At 68.8% G+C, this 16,835-nt stretch carries 17 protein-coding genes and 1 tRNA gene; 12 read left to right on the top strand and 6 right to left on the bottom strand.

The window, feature by feature from the left end:
* The first annotated feature begins 45 nt into the window (after positions 1 to 45).
* Entirely contained in the window at positions 46 to 1,530 is a 1,485-nt protein-coding gene (locus tag ACFWV3_RS37590; RefSeq protein WP_382418687.1) for a flavin-containing monooxygenase, read from the top strand.
* Here the strand turns inward: ACFWV3_RS37590 and ACFWV3_RS37585 are convergent.
* Positions 1,514 to 2,548: a zinc-dependent alcohol dehydrogenase family protein gene (locus tag ACFWV3_RS37585; protein ID WP_382418686.1), complete on the bottom strand. Its 1,035-nt coding sequence runs from the start codon at positions 2,546 to 2,548 to the stop codon at positions 1,514 to 1,516. The genes ACFWV3_RS37590 and ACFWV3_RS37585 overlap by 17 nt on opposite strands.
* A 106-nt stretch (positions 2,549 to 2,654) precedes the next feature.
* Between ACFWV3_RS37585 and ACFWV3_RS37580 the strand changes: the two genes are divergently transcribed.
* Together ACFWV3_RS37580 and ACFWV3_RS37575 are read left to right on the top strand one after the other, a co-directional pair.
* Positions 2,655 to 3,797, top strand: a complete 1,143-nt coding sequence (locus ACFWV3_RS37580; protein ID WP_382418685.1) for a carboxylesterase family protein — start codon at positions 2,655 to 2,657, stop codon at positions 3,795 to 3,797.
* A complete protein-coding gene (locus ACFWV3_RS37575) occupies positions 3,794 to 4,552 on the top strand; it encodes a class I SAM-dependent methyltransferase (RefSeq protein ID WP_382418684.1) in 759 nt (252 codons plus the stop codon). The genes ACFWV3_RS37580 and ACFWV3_RS37575 overlap by 4 nt, the downstream gene beginning before the upstream one ends.
* On the opposite strand, the gene ACFWV3_RS37570 is transcribed toward ACFWV3_RS37575, so the two are convergent.
* Positions 4,527 to 4,718: a hypothetical protein gene (locus ACFWV3_RS37570; protein ID WP_382418683.1), complete on the bottom strand. Its 192-nt coding sequence runs from the start codon at positions 4,716 to 4,718 to the stop codon at positions 4,527 to 4,529. The genes ACFWV3_RS37575 and ACFWV3_RS37570 overlap by 26 nt on opposite strands.
* A gap of 304 nt (positions 4,719 to 5,022) precedes the next feature.
* Between ACFWV3_RS37570 and ACFWV3_RS37565 the strand changes: the two genes are divergently transcribed.
* Positions 5,023 to 5,634, top strand: a complete 612-nt coding sequence (locus ACFWV3_RS37565) for a TetR/AcrR family transcriptional regulator (protein ID WP_325515737.1) — start codon at positions 5,023 to 5,025, stop codon at positions 5,632 to 5,634.
* On the opposite strand, the gene ACFWV3_RS37560 is transcribed toward ACFWV3_RS37565, so the two are convergent.
* Positions 5,631 to 5,852 carry a DUF3618 domain-containing protein gene (locus ACFWV3_RS37560; protein WP_382418682.1) on the bottom strand — a complete coding sequence of 74 codons (222 nt, stop codon included), beginning with the start codon at positions 5,850 to 5,852 and terminating at the stop codon, positions 5,631 to 5,633. The genes ACFWV3_RS37565 and ACFWV3_RS37560 overlap by 4 nt on opposite strands.
* A gap of 109 nt (positions 5,853 to 5,961) precedes the next feature.
* Between ACFWV3_RS37560 and ACFWV3_RS37555 the strand changes: the two genes are divergently transcribed.
* Positions 5,962 to 6,035, top strand: a tRNA-Leu gene (locus ACFWV3_RS37555).
* 292 nt (positions 6,036 to 6,327) lie between these two features.
* Positions 6,328 to 6,942: a DedA family protein gene (locus ACFWV3_RS37550; RefSeq protein WP_382418681.1), complete on the top strand. Its 615-nt coding sequence runs from the start codon at positions 6,328 to 6,330 to the stop codon at positions 6,940 to 6,942.
* A 731-nt stretch (positions 6,943 to 7,673) separates the two neighbouring features.
* Here ACFWV3_RS37550 and ACFWV3_RS37545 read toward each other — a convergent pair.
* A complete protein-coding gene (locus ACFWV3_RS37545) occupies positions 7,674 to 8,726 on the bottom strand; it encodes an FAD-dependent oxidoreductase (RefSeq protein ID WP_382418680.1) in 1,053 nt (350 codons plus the stop codon).
* A 169-nt stretch (positions 8,727 to 8,895) separates the two neighbouring features.
* Here ACFWV3_RS37545 and ACFWV3_RS37540 point away from each other — a divergent pair, with 169 nt between their 5' ends.
* From ACFWV3_RS37540 to ACFWV3_RS37515, 6 genes are all read left to right on the top strand, one after another.
* Positions 8,896 to 9,540, top strand: a complete 645-nt coding sequence (locus ACFWV3_RS37540) for a hypothetical protein (RefSeq protein ID WP_382418679.1) — start codon at positions 8,896 to 8,898, stop codon at positions 9,538 to 9,540.
* A gap of 7 nt (positions 9,541 to 9,547) precedes the next feature.
* Complete coding sequence (locus ACFWV3_RS37535) at positions 9,548 to 10,576, top strand: LLM class flavin-dependent oxidoreductase (RefSeq protein ID WP_382418678.1); 1,029 nt, start codon at positions 9,548 to 9,550, stop codon at positions 10,574 to 10,576.
* Between the two features lie 337 nt (positions 10,577 to 10,913).
* Positions 10,914 to 11,441 carry a hypothetical protein gene (locus tag ACFWV3_RS37530; protein WP_382418677.1) on the top strand — a complete coding sequence of 176 codons (528 nt, stop codon included), beginning with the start codon at positions 10,914 to 10,916 and terminating at the stop codon, positions 11,439 to 11,441.
* A 22-nt stretch (positions 11,442 to 11,463) separates the two neighbouring features.
* Positions 11,464 to 11,931: a thioredoxin-dependent thiol peroxidase gene (bcp, locus tag ACFWV3_RS37525; protein WP_382418676.1), complete on the top strand. Its 468-nt coding sequence runs from the start codon at positions 11,464 to 11,466 to the stop codon at positions 11,929 to 11,931.
* A 291-nt stretch (positions 11,932 to 12,222) separates the two neighbouring features.
* On the top strand, positions 12,223 to 12,561 hold the full coding sequence (locus ACFWV3_RS37520) for a DMT family transporter (protein ID WP_382418675.1): 339 nt from the start codon (positions 12,223 to 12,225) through the stop codon (positions 12,559 to 12,561).
* Positions 12,562 to 12,571: 10 nt separating this feature from the next.
* A complete protein-coding gene (locus tag ACFWV3_RS37515) occupies positions 12,572 to 15,433 on the top strand; it encodes an NACHT domain-containing protein (protein WP_382418674.1) in 2,862 nt (953 codons plus the stop codon).
* Here the strand turns inward: ACFWV3_RS37515 and rdgB are convergent.
* Together rdgB and rph are read right to left on the bottom strand one after the other, a co-directional pair.
* The gene (rdgB, locus tag ACFWV3_RS37510; RefSeq protein WP_382418673.1) at positions 15,430 to 16,029 is read right to left on the bottom strand and encodes an RdgB/HAM1 family non-canonical purine NTP pyrophosphatase; all 600 of its coding nucleotides are present in this window, start codon (positions 16,027 to 16,029) and stop codon (positions 15,430 to 15,432) included. The genes ACFWV3_RS37515 and rdgB overlap by 4 nt on opposite strands.
* A complete protein-coding gene (rph, locus tag ACFWV3_RS37505; protein WP_382418672.1) occupies positions 16,026 to 16,793 on the bottom strand; it encodes a ribonuclease PH in 768 nt (255 codons plus the stop codon). Before rph ends, rdgB begins: the two co-directional genes overlap by 4 nt.
* Positions 16,794 to 16,835: the final 42 nt, after the last annotated feature.

The raw sequence follows: 16,835 nt of genomic DNA, 5'->3' as shown, positions 1-16,835 counted from the left end.
GGTAACCTACTGAAAAGTAGCCACCGCGAGCGGAGGGACTCCCCCATGCACCGAGAGACGAAAGTGCTCGTCATCGGCACCGGCTTCTCCGGCCTCGGCATGGCCGTCGAGCTGAGGCGCCGCGGCGAGCACGACTTCGTGGTGCTCGAGAAGGCCGCCGACCTCGGTGGCACGTGGCGGGACAACTCCTACCCCGGCTGCGCGTGCGACGTGCCGTCGCACATGTACTCGTTCTCGTTCGAGCTGAACCCGAGGTGGTCGCGGATGTTCGCGCGGCAGGGCGAGATCTTCGACTACCTGCAGCACGTCGCCGACAAGTACCGGCTGCGACCGCACATCCGCTTCAACACCAAGGTTTCCGGCGCCCAGTGGAACGACGAGGCCAAGCGCTGGCACGTCACGACCGAACAGGGCGACACCTACACCGCGCAGGCCCTCGTCGCGGGCGTCGGGGCGTTGCACATCCCGAACGTCCCGGAGCTGCCGGGCATCGAGAAGTTCACCGGCAGGACGTTCCACAGCGCGCAGTGGGACCACGACCTCGACCTGACCGGCAAGCGCGTCGCCGTCATCGGCACGGGCGCGTCCGCGATCCAGTTCGTGCCGAAGATCGCCGGCCAGGTCGGCTCGCTGAAGATCTTCCAGCGCACGCCGCCGTGGATCATGCCCAAGGCGGACCGCGAGATCACCGGCCGCGAGCAGAAGCTGTTCCGCGCCTTGCCCTTCACACAACGGCTCTACCGCGACTTCGTCTACTGGGTGCGCGAGTCGTCGGCGCTGGGCTTCGCGGTGAACCCGCGCATCATGAAGTTCGCGCAGGGCGTCGCGTTGCGGCACATGAAGAAGCAGGTGCCGGACGCCCGGCTGCGCCGCAGGCTCCAGCCCGACTACACGATGGGCTGCAAGCGCGTGCTGATCTCCAACGACTACTACCCCGCGCTCGGCCGCCCGAACGTCGACCTGGTGACGGACAAGATCTCCGAGGTCCGCGAGAAGTCCGTCGTGGACGGTGCGGGTGTCGAGCACGAGGTCGACGTCATCATCTACGGCACCGGGTTCCACGTCGTCGACTCGTTCGACTACCTGGACATCCAGGGCAAGGGCGGCGTCGACCTCGCGAAGCAGTGGCGCGAGAAGGGGATCGAGACCTACTTCGGCATCACGGTCTCGGGCTTCCCCAACCTGTTCTTCCTGCTGGGCCCCAACACCGGACTCGGCCACAACTCGGTCGTCTTCATGATCGAGTCGCAGATCCGGTACATCTCGCAGTGCCTCGAGCTCCTCGACCAACACCGCGCAGCGGAGCTCGACGTGCGGTTGGAGGCCCAGCAGGAGTTCAACGCCGAGATCCAGGGCAAGCTCACCAAGGGCGTCTGGACCCAGGGCGGCTGCCAGAGCTGGTACCTCGACGCGCAGGGCGTGAACCGCACCGTGTGGCCGGGTTTCACCTGGCGGTACTGGATGCGGACCAAGCGCGTGCGCGCCGAGGACTACGTGCTCACGGCCGAGAAGGCTACGGCTGCACGATGACCTTGAGGGCGGTCCGCTCGTCCATCGCCTGGTAGCCCTGGGCGATGTCGTCGAGCGAGACCGTCCGGTCGAACACGGGGCCGGGGTCGATCCGTCCCGCGAGCACGTCCGCCAGCAGCTCCGGCAGGTAGGCCCGCGCGGGCGCGACGCCGCCGCCGATGCCGACGTTGCGGCCGAACAGCTTGCGCAGCGGCAGCCCCGGCATCTCGTGCGGCACGCCGACGTACCCGATGCGGCCACCGTCGCGGACGATGCCCATCGCGGTCTCCCACGACTGCTCGGTGCCGACGCACTCCAGGACGCAGGCCGCGCCGAGGCCGCCGGTCATCTCCTTGATCCGCTCGACGGCGGCGTCACCGCGTTCGGCGACCTGGTCCGTGGCGCCGAAGAGCTTCGCGACCTTCGCGCGGTCCTCGTGCCTGCCCAGCGCGATGATCCTCTCGGCGCCGAGACGCTTGGCCGCGAGCACACCGCACAGCCCGACCGCGCCGTCCCCGACGACCGCCACGGTGCTGCCCGGCTGCACACCGGCGCCGAGGGCCGCGTGGTGACCGGTGCCCATGACGTCGGACAGGCTCAGGAACGCGGGCAGCAGCGAGGCGGGCGCGTCGGCGGGAACCCGGACCAGCGTGCCGTCGGCGAGCGGCACGCGCACGGCCTCGCCCTGACCGCCGTCGCTGCCCTTGGCACCCCAGAAACCGCCGTTGAGGCACGACGTCTGCAGGCCGGCCTCGCAGTACGCGCAGGTGCCGTCACTCCACACGAACGGCGCGATCACGCGGTCGCCGACGTTGACCGACCGCACGTCGGCGCCGACCTCCTCGACGATGCCGAGGAACTCGTGCCCGATCCGCTGCCCGCCCTCGCGCTTGGCCACGCCGCGGTACGCCCACAGGTCGCTGCCGCAGATGCACGCGAGCTCGACCCGCACGACGACGTCGGTCGGCTCCACGACGGCCGCGTCGGGCACCTCCTCCACGCGGATGTCACGGGTGCCGTAGATCGTCGTAGCCCGCACCGGGTGCCTCCCTTTCATCGATGACCTCTGCATCGTGCTCCAGCGCGGCCGATCGCGCCGAATCGAGAGGCTGTGCAATTGGTTACCCGTGCTTAGTATCGAAAACGTGCTGATCAACACCGACGGGCTCGTGCGCGCACGTGGCATCCGTTACGCGACCGCTGCCCGTTTCGCGAAGCCCGAACCGGTCGCCTGGGACGGTGTGCGCGACGCGACCCGGCGTGGCCCGGCCTGTCCGCAGCCTCCGTCGGCGCTCGCGTCCGTGGTCGGCAGCTCGGTCGACGGCCTGTCGTTCGACGAGCACTGCCAGGTGTTGAGCGTGACCGCTCCGGCCGACGCCGCCGGGCTCCCGGTGATGGTCTGGTTCCACGGCGGCGCCTACGTGACGGGCAGCGGTGAGTCGACGAAGTACGACGCGTCGTTGCTGGCGTCCGAGGGTGTCGTGGTCGTCAGCGTCAGCTACCGCCTCGGCGTCTTCGGGTACCTGCGGGACAACCTGGGCCTGCTCGACCAGCTCGCCGCGTTGCGGTGGGTGCGGGACACCATCGCGGAGTTCGGCGGCGATCCGGCGAACGTGACGGCGTTCGGCCAGTCCGCGGGCGCCGACTCGGTCTACGCGCTGATGCTCACCGACACGGAGGACCTGTTCCACCGGGCGATCCTGCAGAGCGCGCCGCTGGGCACCCGCGGTCCGGACCGCCCGGCGATGGCGGAGGCGTTGCGCGAGCTCGTGTCCGCCGACGCCTCGACGCCCGTGGACGAGGTCCTGGCGGCTCAGCAGGCCGCGATCGCGGACGTGGGACCGCGGTTCTCGCAGTCGGGCGGCATGCCGTTCGCCCCGGAGCTCGGCGAGACCGGCCTCGCCGCGGCGGCCTCCCGCGTCGAGCTGCTCGTGGGGCACACCGCGGACGACGGCAGCCCGTACGTGCCGGGTCCCGAGTACTGGGAGATGGTGACGGAGCTGATCTTCGCCGGCCCGGCCCGTCAGCTGGCGGAGGACTGGACGGCGGCGGGTGGCCAGGCCGCCACCTACAACTTCAAGTGGCGTGCCGAGGGGGCCCCTCTGGGCGCGTGCCACTGCATGGAGCTGCCGTTCGTGTTCGACCCGGACGCCTGGCTGGGCGCGGGCATGCTCGCGGGGCAGAAGCCGGATCCCGATCTGGCGCGGACGATGCGGGGCCTGTGGGCGGGCTTCGCGCGAAACGGGATGGACGCGTTGCCGTCGCGCTCGCTTGAATTCGGCGGGTGACCGATCGCGAGCGTTTGCGCACCACGTTCGGAGGAGACGCGGCCCGCTACCACCGCGCTCGTCCCGACTACCCCGCCGAGCTGTTCACCCGCCTGAGCGGTCCGCGGATCCTGGAGATCGGCCCCGGCACCGGCCAGGCCACCCTGCCGCTGACGGCGCTGGGCGAGGTGACGGCGGTCGAGCTGAGCCCCGAGCTGGCCGCGGTGGCCAGGACGCACGCCCCGGCCGCGCACGTGGTCGTGGCGGACTTCGACGTGTGGCCGCTGCCGCCGGACCCGTTCGACCTCGTGGTGTCCGCGACGGCGTTCCACTGGCTCGATCCCGCCACCCGGATGGCCCGGTGCGCCGCGGCGTTGCGGTGGGGCGGCTCGCTGGCGGTGATCTCCACGCACCACGTGGCGGGCGGAACGGACCGGTTCTTCGCTGAGGTGCAGGAGATCTACGAACGCTGGGACCCGGACACCACGCCCGGTTTCCGGCAGCCGTCCGCCTCGGCGGTCCCGTGCGAGTTCGACGAGAGCCCGCTCTTCGGCGAGCCGGAGTTCCACCGGTACGAGTGGGACCGCGCCTACTCCGCCGAGACCTACGTGGACCTGCTCCTCACGTACTCGAACCACATCGCGCTGCCCGACCGCGACCGGCTGGTCGCGGACATCGCGGCGTTGGTCGACACGCGGTTCGGCGGCCGGATCGTCAAGCGGTACCTGACACAGCTCGCCGTCGCACGGGTCAGTGGCGGGTTCGCCGGGACATGAGCACTACGCCGGCCAGCAGGGCGAGGCCTCCCATGGCCACCGGCATCGACTCAGGTGCGTCCGCAGTGGACTGTCCGGGCGCGACGCCCGCGATCCCGTCACCGGCGCCGAGTGGCAACGCCAGTGCGGCGGCCGCCAGGACCGGCAGGAGCCAGGTTGCTTTCATGCTCGATATATGCGGTTGATTGTGACCTGCGTTACACCACGTCTTCAGGTTTCCGACAGCTCGCCCGGAGCACTGCCAAGCGAGACGCCCGCAGTTACGAAAAAGCGCTTTCCAGGCCCGTCCGGACGCTCCGCCGCAGGTCGTTCATCCTGACCACAGGCCATATCGCGCAAGAAACAACTAACTACACCAGGAAGCAACAACCGGGTGCTGCTCGCCCTACGGGACGGGCAACACGCCTAGGATGTTCCGCCAAAGGGGCGGGGAGACACGCATGAGCCGTGCCCTTGCACGAGGAGGTGGCATGGCCGTGTCGACAACGGCGTTCAACGAGGGCAGGACCCCCCAGCGGGGCCGTCCTCGCGACGCCAGCAGGGACGACGCATTACGTCAGGCAGCGCTCGAGGTGATGGCCGAGGTCGGGTACCGGGCCCTCACCATGGACGCCGTGGCGGCCCGCGCGAGGGCGGGCAAGGCCACGATCTACCGGCGCTGGGAGTCCAAGCTCGATCTCGTGATCGACACGTGCACCCAGCTCGCCACGCAGAACCTCGCGGCACCGGACACCGGCTCGCTGGCGGGCGACCTGCGCGAGTTCCTCTCGTCGTTCGCCGCGTTCCTCTCCGGACCGATCGGCAAGGCCGCCCAGGCGCTCGTGGGCGAGCTGCCCCACGAACCCGAGCTGGCGACGGCGTTCCGGGAGACGTTCCTGATCTCGCAGCGCGACGTGCTGCGGGGCATCCTCGACCGCGCCGCCGACCGCGGCGAGCTGAAGGCGGACGCCCCGCGCGGCATGGCCGTGGAGATCGCGGGCGCCGCGCTCATCTACCGGCTGATGCTCACCGGTGACCCGCTCGACGAGCCGTTCGTGGAGAAGGTCGTCGAGCAGGTGCTCCTACCGTTGGTGCACGCCTAGCGGAACAGCTTGCGCACCAGCGCGAAGCCGACCACCGCGCCGACCGCGATCAGCGTGTACTTGACCTTGGGCTGACTGAGCACGTCGAGCACGGACGCCTTGCCCTGCTCGACGAGCTTCTGCGGGTTGGCGCGCTCGCTGAGCTCGTCCAGGGTGGCGGCCAGCGCGGTGCGAGCCTGTTCGATCTCGCGCTGGATGGTGTCGGGATCGCGAGCCACATGTCCTCCTAGCAGCGGTTCTACCGCCAACCGTAGTGGACGGCGGCGGGCGCGGCTTCGAGCGACCCGGGAGAGCGTGCGCACGAGGGGCCGATAGGCTGCCCCGCGAGGGGTCGTAGCCCAATTGGCAGAGGCACTGGGTTTAGGTCCCAGCCAGTGGGGGTTCGAGTCCCCCCGACCTCATTGATCAGCGCGTTTGCGGCGGATGTGCCGCGGGCCCTGACCCGCGGCGCCTCCACCCGCCCCGTCGGTGTCCTCGCGCTTTTCCGCCCGCCGGCCGACACTCACGCGGCTTTCCCACACCCGGTTGACGCTCTCGCCGCGTCGCGGCTTTCCCGTGCCCACCGCGTCCTCTGAGGACCTGGGGCACGCGCCCACTTACGGTTTCCCGCAACCCCGAGGTGAGGTTTCCCCCACCCCAACACTGCGGACAACCCCCATGTCCACCCCCGTCCCCATCCGTACCGTGGAAACCATGAACCCGGTCGACTGGCTAACCGCCCTGATGGAGACAGCCGGCGCCCCCGGAGCGGCCCTCGCCATCGCACTGGAGAACCTGTTCCCACCCCTGCCCAGCGAGGTCTTCCTGCCGCTGGCGGGCTTCACCGCGGGCCAGGGCAGGATGTCGCTGCTGGACGCCATCCTCTGGACCACCCTCGGCTCGGTCGTGGGCGCCCTGCTCCTCTACTGGGTCGGTGCGGCACTGGGCCGCGACCGAGTCCGCCGCATCGCGACGCGGATGCCCCTGCTCCGCGTGTCCGATGTGGACAGAACAGAGGCCTGGTTCCTGCGCAACGGTCACCGCGCAGTCTTCTTCGGCCGCATGATCCCGGTCTTCCGCAGCCTGGTCTCGATCCCGGCCGGCGTGGAACGCATGCGATTAGCACCCTTCATCGCCTACACGGCAGCGGGCAGCCTCCTGTGGAACACAACGCTGATCCTCGCGGGCTACCTGCTGGGCGACAACTGGCACCTGGTCGAGCAGTACGTGGGCCTGGCCTCGACAGCGGTCCTGATCCTGGCAGCAGCGGCCCTCGCCCTCTTCGTGACGCTCCGAGCAACGAAAAAACGCGCCACCTCCCGCACCTGACACCCATCGCATCGCACGGCGCCGGTAGCCAACCTCAACGCGCGCCTCTCACACCCGCACCAGCCCGGCCCGCAGCCGCGACAAACCTCACCAGCTCCCCCACCGCCCCCGTCACACCACCGGTTCCGCTGTGACTCCCCACCAAGCCACAACACCGGCCCACGCCGGCTCACACCACCGCCCCACTCGCGCTCAAATGCTCCAGGAGCCCACCCGCAGCCCTCGTCCCCCAGCCCGCCCACGAGACCGGCTCGCGAACCTCACCCGCCCCGCAGCCTCCACAACCCCACCGGCTCCCGCCGAGCCGCCGCCATGCCGTTCCCGACCACGCCGGGTTCCACAGCGGCTCACCTCGACCTCGCCGACTCGCCCGCTCTCCCACCACTCCAGACGGCAGTCGGATCTCAGCTCACCTGCAGCCGCCGCAGCTTCCGCCGAGCCACAACACCGGCTCGCGGGATCGGCACGCCAACCTCACCCAACCCCCAGCCGCCGCAACCCCACCGGCTCCCCGCCGAGCCGCCGCCACACCGTTCCCCGCCACACCACCGGTTCCGCCGCGGCTCGCCGCCAAGCCACAACACGGGCCCGCGACGGCTCACACCACCGCCACCGTCCCATTCGCCCCTCGAACGCTCCAGGAGGCCCCCGCAGCCCTCGCCCCAGCCCCCAAACCCTCCCGCACCCCCGCGAGCCCGGCCGCACACCCCCACCCACCCCAGTCAGCTCCCCTACCGAGCCGCCGCTTCACTCCCCATCCTCAAATACCCCACCAACCCCCGCACAGCCGCCCGCCCAGCCCGGTTCGCCCCGATGGTGCTGGCCGACGGCCCATACCCGACGAGGTGGATCCGCGGATCCGACACCACCCGAGTCCCGTCGACCCGAATCCCACCCCCAGCCGCACGCAGGTGCAGCGGCGACAGGTGGTCGAGGTCGTGCCGGAACCCGGTGGCCCACAAGATGACGTCGGCGTCGAACCGCTCCCCGGACGCCCACTCCACACCGGCCGGTGTGATCCGCGAGAACATCGGCCACCGCGCCAGCACCCCGGACTCGACGGCGGTACGGGTCTGGTCGTTCAGCGCCAGTCCGGTGACGCTGACGACGCTGCGCGGGATCAGTCCGGCCCGGACGCGTTCCTCGACCATCCCCACGACCCAGCGTCCGTAGTCCTCGGTGAACGGTCCCTCCCGCCACACCGGTTCGTGACGCGTGACCCAACGCGTCTCCGCAGCGAAAGGAGCGAGCTCCATGAGCAACTGCGTGGCCGACGCCCCGCCGCCCACGACCACGACCCGCTTACCGGCGAACGAAGAAGGTCCGTCGTAGTCCGCGGTGTGCAACTGACGACCCGAAAATGTCTCCTGGCCGGGGTAGTAGGGCCAGAAAGGACGCCGCCACGTGCCAGTCGCGTTGATCAGGCCGCGCGCGGTCCACACGCCCTGCGAGGTCTCGACTTTCAGCAGTGCGCCGTCGTCGAGCACCTGCGTGACGTTCACCGGTCGCACCACCGGAAGGTCGTGCAACGCCTCGTAGCGCGCGAAGTACGACGGGATCGCCTGGTTCGCGGGTTCGTCGGGTGAGGGCTGCTCAAAGGGCATGCCCGGCAGCTCGTGTATGCCGTGCACGGTCCGCATCCGCAGCGAGGGCCAACGGTGCAGCCACGCGCCGCCGGGTGCGTCGTTCGCGTCCAGCACCACGTGGTCGACACCGCGGCGCCGCAGGAAGTACGAGGCGGACAGGCCCGCCTGTCCCGCGCCGATCACCACCACATCCGTCACATCACGAACAACAGAAGGGAAATCCCCGTTCTTCCAACGGTGTGACCGACAGCTCACCCACCCACTAGGTTCCGGGGTCGTGCACCTTCTGCTGACGATTGCACTTCTGGCGGCACCTGTCCCTACGACGACAGCCTCGTACGCCGTCTACGACCGGATCACACACACGTTGACCGGAAAAGACGTGCACAAGCCGATCAGGTCGGCATCCCTGGTGAAGATCCTGATCGCGATCGAACAGCTCGAGACACGGGGCGACGACCCGCGCATCGAGCCGATGTTGCGCGTGAGCGACGACAACGCCGCGAGCGAGCTCTGGGTGGAGAACGGCTGGGAACAGCTCGTGGTGCGCACGGCCGAGCGGATCGGGCTCGAGGACACCAGGCCGCCGGAGAACCGGGGCATGTGGGGGTACACGGCGGTGAGCGCGTCCGACGTCGTGAAGATCTACCGGTACCTGCTGGAGAGGGCGGACCCGAAGGTCCGGTTCACGATCATGGGTCACCTGCACCGGGCGGAGAAGTGCGCCTCGGACGGGTTCGACCAGTCGTTCGGGCTGCCGTCCGCGACGTGGTGGCCCGCGTTCAAGCAGGGCTGGTCCGGGTTCGGCGACCCGGTGAAGCCGTGCGTCGACCGCCCGCGCCCGCGCATCCAGTGGGAGCTCGACACGAAGTCGCCTGCCATGCACACGTCCGGGACGTGCGGGTTCAGCATCGTGGCGGTGCTGACGCTGCACCCGGAGGGCACGACCTACGCGGACGCGGCGAAACGAGTTACGCGGCTCACGGAAGAAGTCACGAAGTATCGGTGTTGATCGATGCATGAGCCGTCTCAGTGAGATCCCTCTGTCCGTTCTCGACCTCGCCCCGATCACGTCGGGAGCGGATGCGACGACCGCGCTGCGGAACTCGCGGGAGCTCGCTCAGCAGGCGGAACGTCTCGGCTACCACCGCTACTGGTTCGCCGAGCACCACAACATGCCGGGAATCGCGTCGTCCGCGCCCGCGGTGCTGATCGGGCACATCGCGGACGCGACGTCGACGATCCGCGTCGGTTCGGGCGGCGTCATGCTGCCCAACCACGCGCCACTGGTGGTCGCGGAGCAGTTCGGCATGCTCGAGGCCCTGCACCCCGGCCGCATCGACCTCGGCATCGGCCGCGCGCCCGGCACCGACCAGAAGACGGCGCGGGCGTTGCGGCGCACCGAAGCCGGTCTGTCCGCGGAGAACTTCCCGCAGGAGCTGACCGAGCTGATCAAGTACTTCGAGGGCAGCGCCGAGCTCAACGCCGTGCCCGCCGCGGGCAACAAGCCGCCGATCTGGCTGCTCGGCTCGTCCGGGTACAGCGCGCAGGCCGCGGGCCTGCTGGGACTGCCGTTCGCGTTCGCCCACCACTTCAGCGCGCAGAACACGTTGCCGGCGCTGGAGTTGTACCGCCGCAACTTCCGGCCGTCCGAAATTCTCCAAGAGCCCTACGCGATGGTGTGCGCCTCGGTGATCGTGGCCGACACCGACGAGCACGCCCGCTGGATCGCCGGTCCGGGAGCGCTCTCATTCGTGCGGCTGCGCCAGGGCCGTCCCGGTCCGCTGGAGACGCCGCAGGAGGCCGCGGACTACCCGTACACCGAGATCGACGAGCTGGTGATCGAGGACCGCATGGCCACCCAGATCATCGGATCCCCCTCAACGGTCCGCGCCGGGCTCGACGAGTTGATGGAGTCGACGGCGGCCGACGAGCTCATGGTGACGACGATCGTGCACGGCCACGGTGACCGTCTGCGTTCGTTCGAACTCCTCAGCGAGATCGCCGAACGGACGCCGTCACTAGGCCGTTCAGCCGCACATACGTGAGCCGCTTACGCCTGAGCTTCACGTTTCGTACCACTGCTACTGCTCTGAACGGGTGATTATCGGCTCCGCTTGTAGCGCCTGAGACGCGGTGGGCGATGATCGGTGTGAGCGCGCACGCCCCCCGACGCGCTCCCTAGCTTCACCCAGCGGTTTCGATCGCAGGACGGCGTGGGGCCGGCGCACTCTGTGGCGCCGCCCACGCCGCCCATCACGAGTCGGCCACGGCCCGGCACCAGGTCCGCTTCAGAGGCCACTTTCGTTCGCCCCACCCCCACGTGCACCGTCACAGTTGACGGGAGTCGCACACACCCACCGCCGGGGTGGGAAAGGGGAGTTCGTGAAGTTCGCCAAAACGGCCGCGGGCCTGTGCCTGCTGCTGGCCGTGGCGGGATGTGCGGGCCCCAGCGTCGCCGTCACCCCGGACGAGAACCTGACGGTGGAACAGCGAGCCGAGACGCCCAGCGCGTCCCGTGCCGCCGCCTTCGGCACCCAGCGCGTGTGGGCCTCCGGTCTGTCGGTCGTGGTGTCCGCCCCGCGTTCCCTGACGCCGTCCGAGACGGCGATCCCGCCCGCCAAGCGCACCGCGGTGTTCACGATCACCGTCTACAACGGCTCCAAGGCCTCCTACCGCCCCTCCCAGCTCTCCGTGCGCGCCACAGCCGACGGCAACCCCGCCGCCGAGCTGGTGGACTCCGTGCAGGGCCTCAACGGCCTCGCCGCCGCCGTGGCGGAGGTCCCACCGGGCCGTGACACGCAGATCCAGCTGGCGTTCGCCGTGTCCGAGAGCCCCGCGCAGATGCAGCTGACCATCCAGCCGGGCGGACAGGGCCAGGACGCGCCCACGGTCTTCGAGGGCAACGCCTAGAACCGGGAATAGTCTTCCGGGCATGACCAGTCGTCTCGAACCTGGAGACACCGCGCCCGCGTTCACGCTGCCCGACAGCGAGGGCAAGCCGGTGTCCCTGTCCGACTACCTCGGCAAGTCCGTGGTCGTGTACTTCTACCCGGCCGCGAGCACGCCCGGCTGCACCAAGCAGGCCTGCGACTTCCGCGACAACCTCGGCGTCCTGGCCGACTCGGGCTACGAGGTCGTCGGCATCTCGCCCGACAAGCAGGAGAAGCTCGCCAAGTTCCGCGACACCGAGGGCCTGAACTTCCCGCTGCTCGGCGATCCGGACAAGAAGGTCCTGACCGAGTGGGGCGCCTTCGGCGAGAAGCAGAACTACGGCAAGACGGTCCAGGGCGTCATCCGCTCGACGTTCCTCGTCGGCCCCGACGGCAAGATCGTCAAAGCCATGTACAACGTCCGCGCCACCGGCCACGTGGCCAAACTGCTGCGCGAACTCCCCGCCTAGCACGATCTTTCGCGTGAAATCCGAGGCCGTCGCCGCAGAACTTGCGGCGACGGCCTCTTCTTCGGGTATGGTCGAGGGCAGGGCGAGCACAATGCCGCCCCTTGTTCCGGTGAGGGTGATACACCGTGTGTCGCTTGACGGCACCCAGCGGTCCCGACATCCCGTCTGATTTCGTCTTGCGCGTCCACTTCCCCACGCGAGGCGGCTGACCAGGGCGTTCTGCCCAAGTCCACCGTTCGTAGTCATACACGCATGCCAAGCGCTGCGTGCATTTCGTGCTGGGAAAATTCAATGCTGAAGTGGATCCTGCTCACCCTCGCCGTGGGCGCGGAAGTTTTCGCGACCCTTTGTCTGAAGTACTCCGAGGGCTTCACAAAACCGTGGCCCGTGGCCGGCCTGGCCGCCGGCTTCCTCACCGCGCTGTACCTGGAATCGCAAGTGATCAGAATGGGCCTGCCCGTCGCCATCACCTACGCGATCTGGGCAGGCGCCGGCATCGCCCTGGTGGCCATCACGAGCCGCGTCCTGTTCGCCGACCCGCTGAACCTCGCCATGCTGTCCGGCATGGCCCTGATCGCGGCGGGCGTGTGCGTCGTGTCGGTGGCCTCCCACGCCCACACCGCCGTCTAATCTCGTTTGGGTGGGCTTAGAAATCGCCGCCGTCAACCGCCTGGGCCAGTCCGTAGCTCTGCGCGCAGCCACCGAGTGGCTGGCCGCCCAGTCCGACGACCGCACTCTGTCCCTGACGGAGTTGGCCGCGACGGAACTCGCCAAGCCCACCCAACGAGCCAAGCTCGACACCCTGATCCAGCACATCGGCCACCAGGTGACCGAACAGCTGGAAGCCGTCCTGGAACGCTTCCCCGACAACGACGACGCCCTGACCGCGGTCGCGGAAGCGCTGGCCTCCGTCGACCTGTCCGACGCTGCCCTGCTGGCCGACGACGCCGACCCCGAAGTCCTGGCCCAACGCATCCGCCGCTCGTTGCCGCGCCAGAACCTCGGCCGCTGCTACGACATCGCTTTGGACCAGTCGTGCCGCTACCTGGTGCAGATCATCAGGCACCTGCCGTCGTTCCAACCGCGTGCTCTGGCCGAGGTGCTCTCCCGCGCCACCGCCCAGACCGCGCTGTTGGAAGACGTCCTGTCTCGCCTTCCCCGCACGTCTTTGTACGCACCCGCGGGCACGGACAACGACGACGAGTTCCGCGACGAGTACCTGCGCTACATCGCCGCGAACCTGGACCGCCTGGAACTACTCGGCCTCTCCATGCGAGACCGGCCGCGTCTGGCGTTGAGCGTCGCCTACCTGAGCCTGACCGTGTCGGGATCCCAACGACGACAACGGGAATGGTTCGGCGAAACCGACGACCGCACGCACTCCGGCGTCCGAGTGGAGTCCGCGCTCGACAACCGCACCTTCATCCGCGGTGAAGCCGGATCGGGCAAGACCACCCTTCTCGACTGGCTGGCCATCACCGCTGCCCGCAACGGTTTCGTCGACGACTTGCAGCCGTGGAACGGACTCGTCCCGTTCCCGATCAGACTGCGCTCCTACGCCGACTCCCCTCTGCCACAACCAGAAGCGTTCGTGACCGGGCCGCTCGCCGGACTCATGCCGACCGGCTGGGCCCACCGCGTGCTCCAGCAGGGCCGCGGACTAGTGCTCGTCGACGGCGTCGACGAGGTCCCTCCGCCAAAACGCCACAAGGTTCGAGAATGGCTGCGCGAACTCGTCAACGCCTTCCCCGACACGCGTTTCGTGGTCACCGCCCGACCGTCGGCCGCAGACGAGAAGTGGTTGGAGGAACAGCGGTTCTCGTCGGTGGTGCTCGAACAGATGAGCTCGACCGACGTGAAAGCGTTCATCCAGCGCTGGCACGAGGCCGCCGAAGCCCCGGACGAAGCGCAACGACGGCTCGTCCGCCAACTCGACAGCCGCGAACACCTCCGTGCCCTGGCCTCATCGCCGCTGCTGTGCGCCATGTTGTGCGCGCTGAACCTGGGTCGCGTCTCCGAACTCCCGCACAACCGCATGGAGCTCTACTCCGCGGCGCTCACCATGCTCTTGGACCTGCGTGACGCGGAACGCGGAATCGCCCGGTTCCTCACCGCTTCCGACAAGACCGTCCTGCTGCGCGACCTGGCTTGGCGACTCACCCTCGGCGGCCGCAGCCAGCTGCCGACTGCGAAAGTCCACGAGCACGTCGCCCGGAAGATTCGCTCGATGCCCAACGTCGACGGAGAACCGGACGCGATCGTCACACACCTGCTGGAACGCAGCGGCGTCATCCGCGAACCCGTGCTGGGACGCGTCGACTTCGTGCACCGGACGTTCCAGGAGTACCTCGCCGGCGAGGAGGCGATGGAGGACGACCACGTCGACACGTTGGTCTCCCACGCCCACCTCGACTCCTGGGCCGAGACGATCGTGCTCGCCTGCGGCCACGGCCGGCGGGCAGATGTGAGCGATCTGCTGACCAAGGTGCTCGACCGAGCCGACCGGGAACGACGGCACAGCCGTCGGTTACGGCTGCTCGCCGCCGCATGCCTCGAAACCATCAAGGACATCGACCCGGGAATCCACGAGCGCGTCGACTCGATGATCAGGGGCCGGTTGGTACCGCCGCGCAGTACCAAGGAGACGGCGTCTCTGGCCACCATCGGTCCTCGCGTGCTCCGCTACCTTCCCGGCGACCTATCAGGTCTGTCTGATGCTGCGGCGAGCGCAACGGTTCGCAGCAGTGGGCTGGTTGGTTCGCCTGAGTCGATGGCACGCCTGGCCGGCTACGCACGTGATAGCCGAACCTGCGTACAGAGAGAATTACTCGACGCATGGCAGCATTTCGACCCCAAGATCTACGCGGAAGAAGTGCTGGCCGATGCACCCCTTGTTCGCGGCCGAGCCGTAATCAAGTCCGCACGCCAACTCCCCCATCTGCCACGACTTCAGCACCTGGTGAGCACCGACGCGGTCCTGCCACGACACGAAATGCAATCGGATCTGAGATTCATCCGGTGGACGACAGGACTTCGCGATCTCGACGCAGTGGTGGAAGGAGAGGCGGACGTCAGCCCGCTCAGCGAGACAACGCCACGCCAGGTGTTTCTTCTGGGCGCCAGGAGGTTCGTGAACCTCGAACGCCTGCCTCCAATCGCGCGGTCACTGGGCCTGTATCAACAAGAGCCGTGGACGAATCTGGAATTCTTACGCGGCCGAACGCTCCGGCACCTCTATTTGAGCCCGGTGGCGGACAGCTGCGATTTGAACGTGATCACAGAAGTGTCCCGCTTGCGTCGGCTCACTTGCAGCCGGTGGACGAACTTGGACGCACTTCCTCCGCTGCCGCACTTGCATTCGATCTTCATCGGCAACTCGAGCAGGCCGATCGACCTGCGGCCGCTCAAGGGAAGACAGCTGAGACTGAGATTGCATCGACTCAACACGCACATCGGAGTCGATAGTCTCGGCCCCGATGTGCGCATCGAGTGGATCGGTTAGCCCAGCTTGCGCAGGTACGGGACCAGCAGCTTCAACGCCCGCCCCCGGTGCGACTCCGCGTCCTTCTCCTCAGCCGTCATCTCAGCCGAGGTGATCTCGAACCCCTCGGGCACGAAGATCGGGTCGTAGCCGAAGCCACCGGTCCCCCGCCGAGCCCGCAGCAACGAGCCACGCCACTCACCGCGAACCACGACCTCTTCGCCGCCAGGAACAACAAGAGCCACCACCGACACGAACGCCGCACCACGGCGTTCGTCCGGCACGTCGCCGAGCTGGCCCAGCAACAGGTCGAGGTTCGCGTCGTCGTCGCCGTGGCGGCCGGACCACCGGGCGGACAGCACTCCCGGCATGCCGTTCAGCTCGTCGACGGCAAGCCCGGAGTCGTCCGCGACCGACACGAGTCCGGTAGCAGCAGCGGCGTCACGAGCCTTGGCCAGCGCGTTGCCCTCGAAGTCCGGCGCGGTCTCGGGAGCCTCCGGAAACGACGGCACGTCCGACAAAGACAGCACCTCGATCCCCGCCAACCCTTCGGCGACGACGATCCGCTGCAACTCACGAAGCTTCTTGGCGTTGCGCGAAGCCAGCAGGAGCTTCATCGCTTGCCACCCGACTTCGGCTCCGGCAGCACACCCGGATAGGGCTCGGCCAACGCGCGGGCCTGGATCCGGTTCAGCTCGGCGCACCCCTGCAGGGCGATGTCCAGCATCCGGTCCAAAGTGGAGCGCGCAAAGGTGGCGCCCTCGCCGGTGCCCTGGACCTCGATCAGCGTGCCCGCGTCGGTGGCGACGACGTTCATGTCGACCTCGGCGCGTGAGTCCTCCTCGTACGGCAGGTCCAGGCGGACGCGGCCGTCGACCACGCCCACCGAGACGGCGGACACGGCGCACGAGAGCGGGGAGGGGTCGGCCAGGCGGCCGGCGGCGCCCAGGTACGTCACGGCGTCGGCCAGGGCCACGTAGGCGCCGGTGATCGCCGCGGTGCGGGTGCCGCCGTCTGCCTGGATCACGTCGCAGTCGATGACGATGGTGTTCTCGCCGAGAGCGGCGAGGTCGATGCAGGCGCGCAGCGAGCGGCCGATCAGGCGGGAGATCTCGTGCGTCCTGCCGCCGATCCTGCCCTTCACCGACTCGCGGTCGCTGCGCGAGTGGGTGGCGGACGGGAGCATCGCGTACTCGGCGGTCACCCAGCCGAGGCCGGAGCCCTGGCGCCAGCGGGGGACGCCTTCGGTGACACTCGCCGCGCACAGGACGCGGGTGTTCCCGAACTCGATCAGGACCGAGCCCGCCGGCCAGGTCTGGTATCCACGCGTGATTCGGATGTCACGCAACACGTCGTCGTATCGGCCATCGCTTCGCACCACGGGGCCTACCCTAATGAACCCTGCGGAGCGCCATGGCGTAGG

The organism is Lentzea sp. NPDC059081 (genome assembly GCF_042738015.1).
In the GTDB taxonomy this organism is placed as follows: Bacteria; Actinomycetota; Actinomycetes; order Mycobacteriales; family Pseudonocardiaceae; genus Lentzea.
This window is presented reverse-complemented; position numbering and strand designations above follow the sequence as displayed.

Bases quoted from the DNA above. Each gene is read 5' to 3' on its own strand.
- ACFWV3_RS37590 (WP_382418687.1), top strand. From the start codon at position 46: ATGCACCGAGAGACGAAAGTGCTCGTCATCGGCACCGGCTTCTCCGGC.
- ACFWV3_RS37570 (WP_382418683.1), bottom strand. From the start codon at position 4,718: ATGAAAGCAACCTGGCTCCTGCCGGTCCTGGCGGCCGCCGCACTGGCG.
- ACFWV3_RS37565 (WP_325515737.1), top strand. From the start codon at position 5,023: ATGGCCGTGTCGACAACGGCGTTCAACGAGGGCAGGACCCCCCAGCGG.
- ACFWV3_RS37550 (WP_382418681.1), top strand. From the start codon at position 6,328: ATGAACCCGGTCGACTGGCTAACCGCCCTGATGGAGACAGCCGGCGCC.
- ACFWV3_RS37535 (WP_382418678.1), top strand. From the start codon at position 9,548: ATGAGCCGTCTCAGTGAGATCCCTCTGTCCGTTCTCGACCTCGCCCCG.
- bcp (WP_382418676.1), top strand. From the start codon at position 11,464: ATGACCAGTCGTCTCGAACCTGGAGACACCGCGCCCGCGTTCACGCTG.
- ACFWV3_RS37520 (WP_382418675.1), top strand. From the start codon at position 12,223: ATGCTGAAGTGGATCCTGCTCACCCTCGCCGTGGGCGCGGAAGTTTTC.
- rdgB (WP_382418673.1), bottom strand. From the start codon at position 16,029: ATGAAGCTCCTGCTGGCTTCGCGCAACGCCAAGAAGCTTCGTGAGTTG.